This is a genomic window from Streptomyces sp. DF42 (genome assembly GCF_058267695.1).
Window position 1 is genome coordinate 9,857,900 of record NZ_CM177859.1, and the last position, 13,116, is coordinate 9,871,015.

Consider the following 13,116-nt stretch of genomic DNA (forward strand, 5'->3'; position numbering starts at 1 on the left):
GAGCAACATGGCCTTCAGCTACGCCCAGATGATCGCCTACGCCTCGCGGGGCACCGAGGTCCGCACCGGCGACATCCTCGGCTCCGGAACCTGCGGCGGCGGCTGCCTGGCCGAACTGTGGGGACGCCACGGACTCGACGCCCACCCACCCCTGGCCCCGGGAGACACCGTCACCCTCAGCGTCGAGCACCTGGGCACCCAGACCTGCCGCGTGACCGAGCGTGCCGAGCGCCCCGTCGGCGATCTGCGGGCCACCTCGCACCCGCACGCCCTCGCACCCCACGGAGGCCGCCGATGACCCCCGCCCAGAGCCCGGCACCGGACACCGCAGGCGCCGCCCACGCCGTGGCCTCCGGCGTGCACGCCTGGATACAGCACGACGGCTCCTGGTGGATCAACAACGCCGGGTTCGTCATCACCGACGACCACACCGTCCTCATCGACACCTGCGCCACCGAGAACCGCACGCGGGGCCTGCTGGGCGCTGTCGGCCGGGCGGCACCGGGCACACCGATCCGCTACCTGGTCAACACCCACCTGCACGGCGACCACACCCACGGCAACAGCCTGCTGCCCCGCACCACGGTGGTCATCGCGCACGAAGCCACCCGCGAAGGCATCCTCACCGACACCATCATCGACGGCTGCCCGCCGATCTGGCAGCCCGTGCCCGACTGGGGCGCGGTCACCCGACGCGCCCCGGACCTCACCATCCGCACAGCGCTCACCCTGCACAGCGACAGCCATCCCATCGAACTCCACCACCCCGGCCATCCCGCGCACACCAGCGGCGACCTGATCGCCTGGCTCCCCGAACAACGCGTGCTGTTCGCCGGAGACCTGCTCTTCCACCGCGTCACCCCGCTGGTGTTCATGGGCTCCCTGGACGGCGCCCTGCGCTCCCTGGACTGGATCGCCTCCTTCGCACCCGAACACGTGGTACCGGGCCACGGCCCCGTCATCGACGCACACGCCCTGCCGGCGGTACTCGACCAGCACCGCGCGTACTACCGACTCGTCCACACCACCGCCCAGGCCGGCCTGCGCGACGGCCTCACACCCCTGCAAGCGGCACGCGCCTGCCACCTCGGCCCCTTCGCCGACCTGCCCGACGCGGAACGCATCGTCCTCAACCTGCACCGCGCCTACGCCGACACCACCGGCCACCCCTTCGACCTGCCCCAGGCATTCGCCGACGCGATCACCTACAACTCGGGCCCTCTCCATAGCCGGGTCTGACCGCGTCGGCCTGCCTCACGCACCCGTACACCAGGACGGACCCACGATCGCCCGCTGACCCAAGTGGAGTACCGCCCGGTCCGGCCGAACACGGTCGCCGAGTTCGTCGCCGCCACCGCCACGTCATCGACGCCGGCGGTACCGTCACCCGGTCCGCTTCGCACGCCTGCGCTACGACCTCACCCCGGAGCAGACACCGCCCCCCTGCCGAGCAGACCGCGCAGCTGGCAGCCCCAGCAGGATGGGCCCACCCGCTGCTGCGGAGTCGATCTGGCCGATCTTGGCCTCGGCGCTGGCCAGGCTGACACGGAGTCCTTCGATCTCACCGAGCCAGCCCTCCCCTTCGGCCTCGCGGATCCGATCCAGGAGGTTGTCGCGGATCTCCACCAGACGTCCGCGCTGTCCGGGGTCTGGCGGAGGAGCGAGCAGCGGACGCAGGCGTGTTCGTGGATGCAGGCGGTGCCGTGGGCGCGGGCGCATGTGCCGACGGAGAGCTTGCGGCGTTCGAAGTGGCCGAGGAAGTCGTCCCACTCGGTGTCGGTGGGGGTGCGGTATTCCTCGGCGGGGCGCAGGGTGCGGCGGCGGGTGATGAAGGCGCGGTGGGCTTCGATGGTCTCGGCGGGGTAGACGGCGTTGTAGCCCATGGTGGTGTTGATGTTGGTGTGACCAACGATGACCTGGGCGATGTGGGGTGGCAGGCCGGAGCGGATGGCGTCAGTGATGAGCACGCGTCGGAAGTCGTGCGGGGCGAAGTCCATAGGTCGGCCGGTGGTGTCGGTGAGGCCAGTGAAGGCGAGGACCTCGGCCAGGGCGCGGCGGATGAATTCGCCGGTCATGCGGGACGGTTATCCGGCGCGGTCCCACTGGAACAGCAGCAGCGGGGCGGGTGGGTTCCAGGTGCGCTCTTCGTAGTCGTAGGCGGCCAGCAGCGGGATGGCGCCGGTACGAGGGTCACGGACCCGGCGGACGATGGCGGCCAGGACGTCGGCGAGCTCGGGGCTGACCAACAGGATGCGTTCCTGGTCCGTCTTGGAGGGGGCGATCTGGAGCAGGGGGACGATCTCTCCGGTCGTGGGCAGCCGGTACTGGACCAGGGTGTGGTGGCTGGTCTCCAGCATCTCCTCGATGCGGGCGCCGGTGTGGCGTAGGAACTCCACTGCCACCCCGTCCCGGCCGCGCGGGCGGGAAACCGGGCGCGGGCCTGTTCCAACGGCCCGCCCGCGGCCTGGGGCACCCGCAGCCGCTCGCCGGGGCCAGCGGCTGCCGCGCCGGTCAGATGCCGGATACGAGCCTTCACCAGGATCCTCCGAACAGGTCGGTGAGGGCCTGGGCCCGGTATCCGGCGGCGGGCACCGCCGGCATCCGGGCCAGTCGCTCCTGGCGAACATGGTGCGCCCGTACGGCCTCGACGATCTCGTCGCGGCCAGCCGGCACGTAGATCTGGGTGGTCGTCAGGTGGGCATGGCCCAAGACCCACTGGACGTCCGTCAGCGCCAGCTTCGGATCCCGTGCCATCCGATACGCGGCTGTGTGCCGCAGATCGTGAAGCGTCCAGTTCGCCCCCAGCAGGGCGTTGGCCCGGTTCAGCATCGCCCGGGCCGAGTGGTAGGTCAGCGGGTCGAACGGCCGCCGCAGTGTCCACCACAACTTCTCGGCCGGATCCCGCGGCACTCCCGCGCGCGCCATGCCTCCTCCTGGTAGAGCCGCAGCCACACGAAGGCGTCCGGGGACGACGGCAGTTGCTGATACGTCCGTGTTCCTTTGCGGGTCACACCGAGCAGCTGATCGCCCGGCATCGGGTCACGCTGGCAGCTCGTCAGCAGTTCTTCGGCACGGGCGCCGTTGGAAACCCAGAACGCCAGCAAAGCCCGGTCCCGGTAGTACCGCAGAGCGGCGAACAGCTCGTTGAACCGGCGGTCAGGAATCCGCCGAGGCAGCCGAACCGGGACCGATGGTCGGTACCGGCCTCCGCTCGATCCCCGAGTTGCGCCGCCCGCAGCCGCCGGACGGCGGCGATCCCGCCCGGCAGGAAACGGATTGATGATGGGGCCCGAGCCCTCCTCCAAGTGGAAGGCGTAGAACGACCGCAGCACAGCCTCGCTGTGCACCCGGGTCCGAGCCGAGTACATCGCCCCCGGCGCCGCCCGGCCGGTCACTGAGTTCGGCACCCCAGCCACCCGCCGTAACGCAGGCCCGGCACCGCCGGTGCTTCGATGGCGCCAGTGCTGGGGTTCAGGGTCCCAGCCGACATGCCCGAACAGAGTGATCGTGTCCCAGACCGCAAGAGTCCACGACAAGGGTCGCCGAGGGCATTGACCCACAACTGACGTCAGTCCTGCGCGGACTCCAGCCACCGCGGAGACGTGGTCGGGAAGCGGTGTTCTTCGCCGTGCAGGCGCGGCAAGGAGGGACGCCCCCGGCATCGATGTATGAGAACGCTGGCAGCCCACGCCGGAATCGAGCGTCGATGGCCCCATAGGTGCCGCACCGACGGAAACATGTTCAACCATGTCGTGGCGACCGGTGACCATCGGCCCGCCCGATGACGAGGGCGGACGGCTGGTCCGCAAGCAGTTCGCTGGGGTGACCGCATGGATGCCCGGCGCCGCAGGTGACCAACCAGCTTGTCCCACGTGGCGCAGGGCACGTTCATGACAGGATTGCGCTGGGGAAGGTTCAGGGCAGTCATAAGGGCGCCCATGACTGCCGTGAAGGGATCACCCGTGACGTCCACTGCGCCTCCCCCCATACCCCGGGCCGCAGGATCGTTTCCGCTCATCGGCCACGCGCTGAAGATGCGCGACAACCTCGGCTTCATCGACTCGCTGCGCGAGACACGGGAACCACTCGTCGAGATCATCCTGCAACCCGGGACGCGCACGATCGTGGTCCAGGACCCGGCCCTGATCCACCAGATACTCAAGGCCCTGGGACCCAGCCTCGACAAGGGCCGGCTCTACGACAAGCTGGGCCAGCTGCTGGGCGACAGCGTCGTCACCGCCACCGGCCGCGACCACGTACGCAAACGCCGCCAGCTTCAACCCGCGTTCGCCCACACCGAGATCAGCCGGTACGTCGACATCATGCGCGCCGAGGTGACGGCCACCGTCGCCGGCTGGGAGCGCGGGCGGCCCCTCGACGTACGCGAGGCGATGGTCGGGCTCAGCCTCGACATGCTGGCCAAGACCGTGTTCGCCGGCAGCCTCGACGACGCCGTCTTCCGCCGACTGCGCAACGACCTGTCGGTGGTGATGAACGACGTCGGTGTGCGCATGATGCTGCCCGACTGGGCCGAGCGTCTGCCGCTGCCCTTCAACCGCCGCTTCGACCGGGCCCAGGCCGGCGTACGCGCCACCATCAACACCGCCGTCGACGAACTGCAGGCCTCCGGGCACGACACCGGGGACATGCTCTCCATGCTGCTGCGCGCCATCGACGAGGAGACCGGCGAGCCGCTGACCGGGCATCAGATCAGCTCCGAGATCTTCACCCTGGCCGTGGCGGGCACCGAGACGACCGCGTCGGTGCTGTCCTGGACGCTGTACGAGTTCGCCCGCAACCCCGGCGTCGAGGCCCGGGTCCTGGCCGAGCTGGACGAGGTACTCGGCGAACGGCCGGTCGCCTTCGACGACGTGATCCGGCTGCCATACCTGAACCGGGTGATCACCGAGACCCTGCGGCTGCACCACCCCGGCTGGCTGGTCACCCGCCGCACCACCGAGGAGACCCGGCTCGGCGAGTGGACGCTGCCCGCCGGCACCGAGCTGGCCTACTGCCAGCACGCCCTGCACCGCGACCCCGAGCGCTTCCCCGACCCGCTCACCTTCGACCCGGACCGGTGGACCGACGCCGCTCAGGAGCTGCCGCCGGGCGCATTCCTGCCCTTCGGGGACGGCAAGCACAAGTGCATGGGAGACCGTCTCGCCCTCACCGAGATGGTCACGGCGCTCGCGACGATGCTGCGGTCGGTACGGCTGGAACTTGCCGAGGGCCAGGTCATCCGCCAGGTCGCCCGGCTCACCGTACGGCCGCGCGCCCTGCGGATGACCGTCCGCCCCCGAGCCGGGGTCGGCCTCTAGCTGTGCTGGCTGGACACGTTGGTGACGCGGCTGGCTGGGGTTTGGCCGCTGGTTCCGGTGTGGGGTCGGCGGTAGTTGTGCCAGTCCAGCCAGTCGTCAAACGCTGCTTGGCGTTCGGCGCCGAGGTACGGGGCCGCTGGCAGGCCCATTCCTTGAGCAGGGTGCGGTGGAAGCGTTCGACCTTGCTGTTGGTCTGAGCCGGGTCCAGCGGGGATGGATGCCCATCAGCGTTAGCGCGGCTAAGGAAGAGGATGCTGGCCGCTGGTGCACGTCCAAGACGGCCTGGGCGCTGGTGAGCAGGGAGCGCGCGTTCTTGCACAAGGCCGCCGAGTTGCACTTGCCGCTTCACGCCTACCAGAAGACGTTCCCGTGGTCTCGTGAGCCGCACCCCGGGTGGCTTGAGGGGACCGAATGGGGCAAGGAGCACAGCGGCCGGCCAGAGAACGACCGGCTGGACGCTCAACGGTTCGATGAGCGACCACAGTTCGTCCGACACGAGCCACGGCCGCGACTGAGGCTTCCCCATGTCCTCATCAACGAGCGATCAAGCCGACAGTCACATGATCAACCCGCTTTTGTTAGAGCCAGTAAGTCCCGCTTGTGCTCCCCGGCTTGTACGATCACGGCAAGCCTGAGGCTGGGGGAGGGCCTGTGTCCGTGATTGTCGTCGTGCACGGAATCGGCAAGCAGTACCTGGGGAGCCATACGCTGCACGCCGGTATCGCCCCCGCTGTCGCCGACGGTGTGCGGCTCACCGGTCAGTTGGAGGCATCGCCCGAGGATGTCGGTGTCGCGTTCTACGGTCACTGGTTCCGCTCTCCCGGCGCGGCATCGGGCAAGGGGGAGGAAGGCGGGTCCGCGCGGGCCCTCACCGACCCACTGGAACTGGACCTGTTGAACGCTTGGTGGGCTCAGGCGGCTGCTCTCGAACCCCACCGTGTACCCGCCCTCGCCTCCAAAGGGAGCAAGGCCCCGTTCCCGCAGTCCGCGCAACGCGCCCTCGCAGCCCTGGCCCGTTCCACGTTCTTCGCTCGCGTCTCCGACCGTTTCCTTGTGGGCGCCCTGCGTCAAGTGCGCAGATATCTGACGGAGCCGGACGTGCGACAGCGGGTCCAGGAAGCGGTGGCCGCGGCCATCGGGTCCGACACCCGTGTCCTGATCGGGCATTCGCTGGGCTCCGTGATCGCGTACGAGGCCCTGTGCGCGCATCCCGAGTGGCCGGTAACGACGTTCGTCACCATCGGGTCCCCCCTGGGCATCCCCAACCTCGTCTTCGACAGGCTGGCACCGAAGCCGGTGCGGGGACGAGGGCAGTGGCCCGGAGCCGTCCAGCACTGGACCAACCTGTGTGACCGGTACGACGTGGTGGCGCTCACCAAGTCGTTGGCGCCACACTTCCCCGACGGGCCCCGGCCCGTGGACGACATCCTGATCAACAACGGCTGGCAGGCGCACGCCATCGAGCACCACCTCACCGCCGTGGAAACGGGGCGGGCCATCGCGAACGGACTCCTCGGAAGGCCCTGAGACCGTGGCACAACCGAACGGTGACGCGCCCCGACGCCTGCTCGTCGTCGGCGGCACGACACACTATGACCACCACGAACAGCTGCCGGGGGTCGAGGCCGAACTGGATGTCGTCACCGAACTCTTCCAAGACCTCGGTTACGGCCCAGCAGAGCGACTCCACGACGTGCCCACGGCCGAGTTCCGGCGAAGCCTCACCGACTGGGCAGCAGCCGAGGACCGGACCGGTGACGCCCTAGTCCTGTACTACACCGGACACGGCGAAAGCGCGGGCGACCGCCACTACCTGCTGTGCCGGGACAGCCACGCGACCCGCCTGGCCGGTACCGCGCTCGCCACCGAGGACCTTGTCCGCATCGCGACGGAGAGCGGCGTCGAGCGCCTGCTGCTCATCGTCGACACCTGTTTCGCCGCACAGGGCGGAGTGGACGCCGTCCGTGCCACCGCCGGCGAACTGGCTTCGACGCTGACCGCCACACAGGCCGCCGACCCGCACCGCCTCACGGGCTTCGCGGTGATCGCCGCCGCTCGCTCACTGGAGGAGGCGGCCTCGGACGGCGCCTTCGCACGGGCCCTGCGCGAAGCCGTTCACGACCCCGCACTCGGAGGCCACCGCCAGTCCAAGCTCTATCTGGAACAAGTGGTGGACCGGGCCAATGAGGCACTGCGCACCGCAGGCGTGCCGCAGCACGCGACATGGGGAGCGCTACCCAGCGGTGAAGGATTCCCCTTCTTCCCCAACCCGCGCTACGCCCCTGACACGCCCGAAGGCCTCGACCTGGCGGAGCAGCGCACCTGGCTCAGCGCCGAAGCGCGCCGCCGACGCGAGGAACTCCTCGTGCACTTCGCGCCACGCGGCCGCGGCACCGATGGACTGCAGGGGCAGGGCAGCGCCCTCGTCGGCTCGTACTTCACCGGGCGCCGAGCGGCGCTCCTGGAGCTCGCCAACTGGCTGGAGGGCCGCTCCGCCACGCTGGGCAGATGCGCCGTGGTGACCGGTGGCCCGGGCGTCGGAAAGTCGTCCCTCCTCGGCAGGCTCGTCCTGCTCGCGCGCCCGGAACTCCGTGCCCTGCTGGAGGATCTGAACCCCGACACCCCCCACCCGCAACGGCCCGTCGACGTCGCCATCCACGCACGCCACAAACTCCTCGAAGACATGACCGCGGCCATCGCCGACGCGGCAGGCGCCACGGCCACCGAACCGACCGCACTGTGCGCGGCGCTCGCCGACCGTGCCGAACCCCTCGTCGTCGTCATCGACGCACTCGACGAAGCAGGCACCGGCGGAACAGACCACGAACCCCATCGGATCGCGCAGTCCCTGTTGCGGCCCCTCGCCGAAGTGCCCTGCGTGAAGCTCCTCATCGGCACCCGCAGCCACGTCCTGCCCGCGTTGGGCCCGGACTTCGCCCCGCTCAACCTCAACGACAGCCGCTGGACGGCCCCCGGCGACTTGGACGCGTACGCCAAGAAGCTCCTCTTGGCCCCAGACGGCCCGGGTAGCAGCAGCCCCTACACCGAGGAGAGCGCCACTGCCCCAGCCGCCGTGATCGCTCGGCGCGCGTATGGCAACTACCTGGCAGCGCGATTGACGGCGCGGCCGCTCGCCCACCGCGCGGAGCCACTCGACACCGCCGCCGCCGACTGGGCCGACCAACTTCCCGAAATCGCCGCCGACGTCGCGGGCCGGCCCGCGGCCAGTGCGTTCCAATGGGCTCTGGACCAACAGCTGCGCCGGGACGCCGCACGCGGCCGGGCACTCCTCACGGCGCTGGCCCATGCAGAGGGCAACGGCCTGCCCGCAGGCGCCGTCTGGCCTGCGATCGCCTCTGCGGTGACCGGAGGCCCGGTGCCCCAGGCGCACATCACCTGGGTCATGGAGACCGCGGGCGCCCACATCGTCGAGGACACCGACGCCGAGGGGCGGTCGGTGTACCGGCTGTACCACGAGTCCCTGGCCGACGAACTGCGCGCCGACGCAGCCCCGGAGACACCGCGGCGCATCGCCGATGCGCTGCTCGCACTGGTGCCCGTCGACGAGACGACGGGACGCCGCGACTGGGCGGCAGCCGACCCGTACGTCCGTGACCATCTGGCCACGCACGCGGTTGCCACCGGCAGGATCGACGCACTCGTCCTCGACCCGGGCTTCCTCCTCCACGCGGAACCGACGGCCCTCACCCGCGCCGTCGACCGACTCAAGGCCCCGGCCGCCGTGGCGGCGGGCGGGGCCTTCCTACGCATCGCGCCACTCCTGTCCCAGCGGGACGGACTGCTGACCCGAGCTGAGCAACTGCGGCTGTCCGCCCTGCAGTCGGGTGCCGACGAGCTCGCCGAAGCCGTGGCCGCCCAACAGCACCGAATGCCCTGGCGGGCGCAGTGGGCGTATGACGCCTCGGCTCCCTTTCGGACCGTGGGCTCCTTCCCCTCCGAAGTGAGGGACGTGGCCACACTGCACGTGCGCGGGCAGACGGTGCTGGCGGTGCTCTCGGCGGAAGGGCTGAACCTGTGGGACTTCGCGGCAGGAGTACGGCTGCGCGACTCGCCCTTGAGCGGTGGCTCAGCTGTCCAAGGCATTGCGGCCGATCCGACGGGCACACAGCCGCTGCTTCTTGTGGAAGCGACCGGCAGGGGCACCGAGCGCTCCGAGCTCACCGTGTGGGACCTCGCACGCCGGACAGCGGTCGGGCCTCCCCTTGGCACATCGGCTGTGGCGTACGCGATCACCCGATGTGCCGGGACGGATGTGGTGGCCCTGCTGGAAGAGGACGGGACGGTCCGTGTCCTGGACGCACGAAACGGCCGCGAACTGAGCTGTTTCACTGTGCCGTTGGAGCGGACAGGGGCTATGCCGTACCCATTCGGATTCGATGCGATGCTGAGGCGCCGCAGACGAAGAGAGATGAAGGAGCTCCTGCCGCAGCGCATCTCCATCGGTGTGCGGAAGCACCTGACGGTCGCTCTGGGCTTGGTCGACCCGCATCGCGAAGCAGGGTCAGAGTTGGTTGTCCGGGACCTGGATCCGAGCGACAGCTGGCGCACGCTGCACTCATGGTCCAGAAGGGGTCTGCCCGGGAAGTTCACGACTCTTCAGGTCCTGCCCACCTGCATAGCGGCAACCATGAGGAAAAGCCGTACATCGTCGCCGCCTGACGAAAGAAGCCAGCTGCACCATGTGGCGGGGTGGGGACTCCTGTCGCGACGGCGGTTCGAGATATGGGTCGACGGCGATCCCGGACATGCCTCCGCTGTGGCAGCGGTGGGCTCCCGCATGCTGTGCGTGCGGCAGGCAGCGGGTGGCCTCGACGTGTACGACGGACGCCGGCGTCGGACACAGGTCGTTGCGCACCTCGCCGCCAGGACCAAGGTGATGACCGTCCCTCGGCCGCGCGGCGGGCATGCCCTATTGGCCGCAGGTGACGGCGACGGCACCGCACGAGTCTGGGACGTGACCGCCCTTCAGCCCACCTGGCTGGAGAGACTGCAGACGGAGGTACCTGAATACGTCGGGCGGTCGGCAGAGATGTTCGCCGAGACCTTGGCCACTCCATTGGTGGCCGCCGGTCTGAGGCTGGTGATCGAGGTGCTGCGGCGGCTGCAGGGAGCCATCGCAGAGACCGGATCCATCCCACCGACCCTCTCCCTAGGGCGACTTGATGGACAGGCGGTCCTCGTGGTCCCGGGCAGTGAGGTCAGTCCGAAGGTCATCGACGCTGCCACCGGCACCGGCGTGTACTCGGGCAAGCTGGCCATGGGTGTTGTTCCTGCCTCCGGGCCGACGGCCCTTCCACTGGTATGGCGTGGTACGCCTTCGGCCCAGCCGCCTCCTGTCGCCGTAGCCCCGGGGTACCTGTACCCGAGGCCCTTCCTGGACTGGCTGCTGCCAGCCCTGGGCCGTCGCCTGCCGCGCGGATCCCTCGGCGTCAGTGTGGTCGGTGCACGATGGCGGCTTCTCGTCCGTATCGCCCGACGGGCCAGACTGCCGTGGCCGCCGGGGACGCCGGTCACGGCCGCACGTGTGGGCCATACACCGCAAGGAGCAGCGCTTGTCCTGGCCCAGCCGGGGCGAGTGAGCGCATGGGACTTCAATGGTGACCGCCTCGGGCAGTGGCCCACCCTCCCGAGTCCGGAGAACTTGTGCCTCCTGGAAGACGGCGACCGGCTGCTGGCCGCCGTGAGCGAGAGCAACGGCAGGACGCATGTCCTGTCAATATGCGGCCCCTGGACGGAGTTGGACCTGGATGGCGGAGATGTGCTGCGGGCCGTGTCCTTGGGGAGTTGGGTGGGGCAACCGGTCCTCGGCCAGGTGACCGGGGGCGGCGAGATCACCGTCTGGGGCGTCGACTCCCGTCGCCTGCAGTGGAGTTGGAAGCACCCGGACTGCGCAACGCCCGTGGCGCTGCATCTGCTCACCTTGCACGGACGGCCGACGGTGGTGGTTGTCGGCACGGATCAGGTCCTCCGGATTGTGGACTCCGAAGCGGCTCAGACCGCTACGGAGGTACACCTGGGGGCGCCCTTCCAGGACTTGGTCCAGCTCGGTGGGGACCGTGTCGCCGTGCGCACGGCGACAGGGGTGATGTCGCTGTGGCTCGGCCCACAGGCGCCCGCCGGACCCTGCGGCCCCCGCACACCTCCGTAGAGCCGGCTCTGAGGCGGTCAGCCTCCGCGTGGTCGCCGCGGTCGGCGCCGCAGTCGGCCACGTGTTCGTACACGGCCATCAGTGCCGGATGGTCGTCGCCGAGGGCGGCTCGGAAGATCGCGGCCGCTTCCCGCAGCACGCGCTCCGCCTCGGCACCTTTGCCTTCGGCGCGCAGCACGGGGCCGAGCCGTGTGAGCGACTTGGCGCGGTAGTAGTGCGTTTCGCCATAGCGACGGCGGTAGATCTCCTCGGCCTGCTCCAGTGTCCTTCGCGCCTCCGTGATCCGTCCCTGTGCGAGCCGCAGGGAACCGATTGTTGAGACAGGCCGCGTACCTGTGCTCCTCGGCCTCGCTGCGCCTGCTGTGCAACTCCACCACCGGGCCCAGGATCTGGTCGGCCCGGTCCAGCTCGGCGCGAGCCCTGCGGAGAAGATCGCGGCGTTGCAAGGGACGAACGCTGCGGCGGGCCTGCTTCCTGTGGTGCTCGCTGCGTCGACGCAATACCTCCGCCAGGAACTTGGCGATCTGAGCCGTCTCGAAGTCCTCCGGTCCGTGGTGCGCACCGAACACCGCCAGCGCATCTCCCAGTTCCTGCTCGGCCGGCTCCAGCTGCCGGCGGTCCTGGGCGACGATTCCCCGGTCGTGCTGGAGCATGGCACGGAAGACGGTGTATTCGGGCGGCTCCTGGCTGCCCCTGCTGGGTATCCGGTTCAAGGCCCGCTCGTAGTGCAGCAGAGCCTGGGTGCGCCGGCCCGCATTGCGGTGGACGAGGCCGATCTCTTCCTCGGCAACGGCCAGGTCGAGGCTGTCCTCGCGCCAGACCTGCCTCTCACAGATCTCGATCGCGACCTGGACGGCGGCCAGCGCTTCCGGGAAGCGCTGGCGCTCGCGCATGCTGCCTCCCAGCTGCTTGTCTGCGGGGGAGTGTCAGTCGGATCTCGTCATCTGAGTGGCAGTGGCCCAGGCTCGGTGACCTGCTGATTGGTGCTGACAGGTGGTGCTCACTCGTTGCTGACATGAGTGACGAAAGGCCAGGTCATTCTCACGCCGACTGCTCTAGCGGGTGTGGAGTTTGCCCTGGTCAGGGGAGTGAACTCCACGCTGGGGGGTGCCCCTATGTCTTTGGTCAAGCTGGTCGGGTGTGGGTTCGGGGCGTCTGGAACGATGTGTCGATGCATGCTGATGATCAGGTTGGCGAGGGGGTCCCCGCGGAGCTCGCGGTGTTCCTGCGGGAGGCGGCGGTCGATGGCTGCCCGGTGAAGATCGCTCCTTCCGTCTGCGAGGGGTGCGGCGGTCGTGCGTTCTTCGTGCTGGTCAACGCGTCTGGCGCGGAACGAGAGTGTTCGGGCTGCGACAGCCGTGCGTTCATCGCGGACAGCGAGGAGTACTGGAACGAGGAGTCCTGGGAGGACGACGAGCCCGGTGCGGCCGGCTGCCCGTGCGGGAGCGAGGAGTTCGAGGCCGCGGTCGCGTTCTCGCTCGGCACCGACGGATCCGTCCGCTGGGTGACCGTGGGCCTGCGGTGCATCAGGGATGGGTTCTGCGGGCTCTATGCCGACTGGAAGATCGACTACGAACCGACGGATCACCTCCCGACCATGGTCTAGGTCCGCGGAGCGACAGCCCGAAC

Annotated in this window: 10 protein-coding genes and 2 pseudogenes; 7 read left to right on the plus strand and 5 right to left on the minus strand. The window is 69.6% G+C overall.

Annotated features, from left to right (window positions below; genetic code table 11):
• Positions 1-7 precede the first annotated feature (7 nt).
• Together ACYUED_RS45370 and ACYUED_RS45375 are read left to right on the plus strand one after the other, a co-directional pair.
• Positions 8-298, plus strand: coding sequence for a fumarylacetoacetate hydrolase family protein (locus ACYUED_RS45370; protein WP_491290215.1), 291 nt, complete (start codon positions 8-10; stop codon positions 296-298).
• Positions 295-1,239: an MBL fold metallo-hydrolase gene (locus ACYUED_RS45375; protein ID WP_491290216.1), complete on the plus strand. Its 945-nt coding sequence runs from the start codon at positions 295-297 to the stop codon at positions 1,237-1,239. The genes ACYUED_RS45370 and ACYUED_RS45375 overlap by 4 nt, the downstream gene beginning before the upstream one ends.
• A 179-nt stretch (positions 1,240-1,418) precedes the next feature.
• On the opposite strand, the gene ACYUED_RS45380 is transcribed toward ACYUED_RS45375, so the two are convergent.
• The 3 genes from ACYUED_RS45380 to ACYUED_RS45390 all read right to left on the minus strand — a co-directional run bounded on the left by ACYUED_RS45380 (position 1,419) and on the right by ACYUED_RS45390 (position 2,925).
• Positions 1,419-2,075, minus strand: coding sequence for a tyrosine-type recombinase/integrase (locus ACYUED_RS45380; RefSeq protein ID WP_491290217.1), 657 nt, complete (start codon positions 2,073-2,075; stop codon positions 1,419-1,421).
• A gap of 9 nt (positions 2,076-2,084) precedes the next feature.
• Complete coding sequence (locus ACYUED_RS45385; protein WP_491290218.1) at positions 2,085-2,396, minus strand: hypothetical protein; 312 nt, start codon at positions 2,394-2,396, stop codon at positions 2,085-2,087.
• 136 nt (positions 2,397-2,532) lie between these two features.
• Complete coding sequence (locus ACYUED_RS45390) at positions 2,533-2,925, minus strand: site-specific integrase (RefSeq protein WP_491290219.1); 393 nt, start codon at positions 2,923-2,925, stop codon at positions 2,533-2,535.
• Between the two features lie 1,037 nt (positions 2,926-3,962).
• On the opposite strand from ACYUED_RS45390, the gene ACYUED_RS45395 reads away from it, so the two are divergent.
• A complete protein-coding gene (locus tag ACYUED_RS45395) occupies positions 3,963-5,318 on the plus strand; it encodes a cytochrome P450 (RefSeq protein ID WP_491290220.1) in 1,356 nt (451 codons plus the stop codon).
• On the opposite strand, the pseudogene ACYUED_RS45400 reads toward ACYUED_RS45395, so the two are convergent.
• Positions 5,315-5,514: pseudogene (locus ACYUED_RS45400) on the minus strand (integrase core domain-containing protein); the annotation flags it as partial. The gene ACYUED_RS45395 and the pseudogene ACYUED_RS45400 overlap by 4 nt on opposite strands.
• 455 nt (positions 5,515-5,969) lie before the next feature.
• On the opposite strand from ACYUED_RS45400, the gene ACYUED_RS45405 reads away from it, so the two are divergent.
• A complete protein-coding gene (locus tag ACYUED_RS45405) occupies positions 5,970-6,845 on the plus strand; it encodes a hypothetical protein (RefSeq protein ID WP_491290221.1) in 876 nt (291 codons plus the stop codon).
• Between the two features lie 4 nt (positions 6,846-6,849).
• Positions 6,850-11,487 carry a caspase family protein gene (locus ACYUED_RS45410; protein ID WP_491290222.1) on the plus strand — a complete coding sequence of 1,546 codons (4,638 nt, stop codon included), beginning with the start codon at positions 6,850-6,852 and terminating at the stop codon, positions 11,485-11,487.
• A gap of 28 nt (positions 11,488-11,515) precedes the next feature.
• Here ACYUED_RS45410 and ACYUED_RS45415 read toward each other — a convergent pair.
• A pseudogene (locus ACYUED_RS45415) lies at positions 11,516-11,920 on the minus strand (tetratricopeptide repeat protein); the annotation flags it as partial.
• Here ACYUED_RS45415 and ACYUED_RS45420 point away from each other — a divergent pair.
• Together ACYUED_RS45420 and ACYUED_RS45425 are read left to right on the plus strand one after the other, a co-directional pair.
• Complete coding sequence (locus tag ACYUED_RS45420) at positions 11,850-12,467, plus strand: hypothetical protein (RefSeq protein ID WP_491294853.1); 618 nt, start codon at positions 11,850-11,852, stop codon at positions 12,465-12,467. The pseudogene ACYUED_RS45415 and the gene ACYUED_RS45420 sit on opposite strands and share 71 nt — an antisense overlap.
• A gap of 191 nt (positions 12,468-12,658) precedes the next feature.
• A complete protein-coding gene (locus tag ACYUED_RS45425) occupies positions 12,659-13,093 on the plus strand; it encodes a hypothetical protein (protein WP_491290223.1) in 435 nt (144 codons plus the stop codon).
• Positions 13,094-13,116 lie beyond the last annotated feature (23 nt).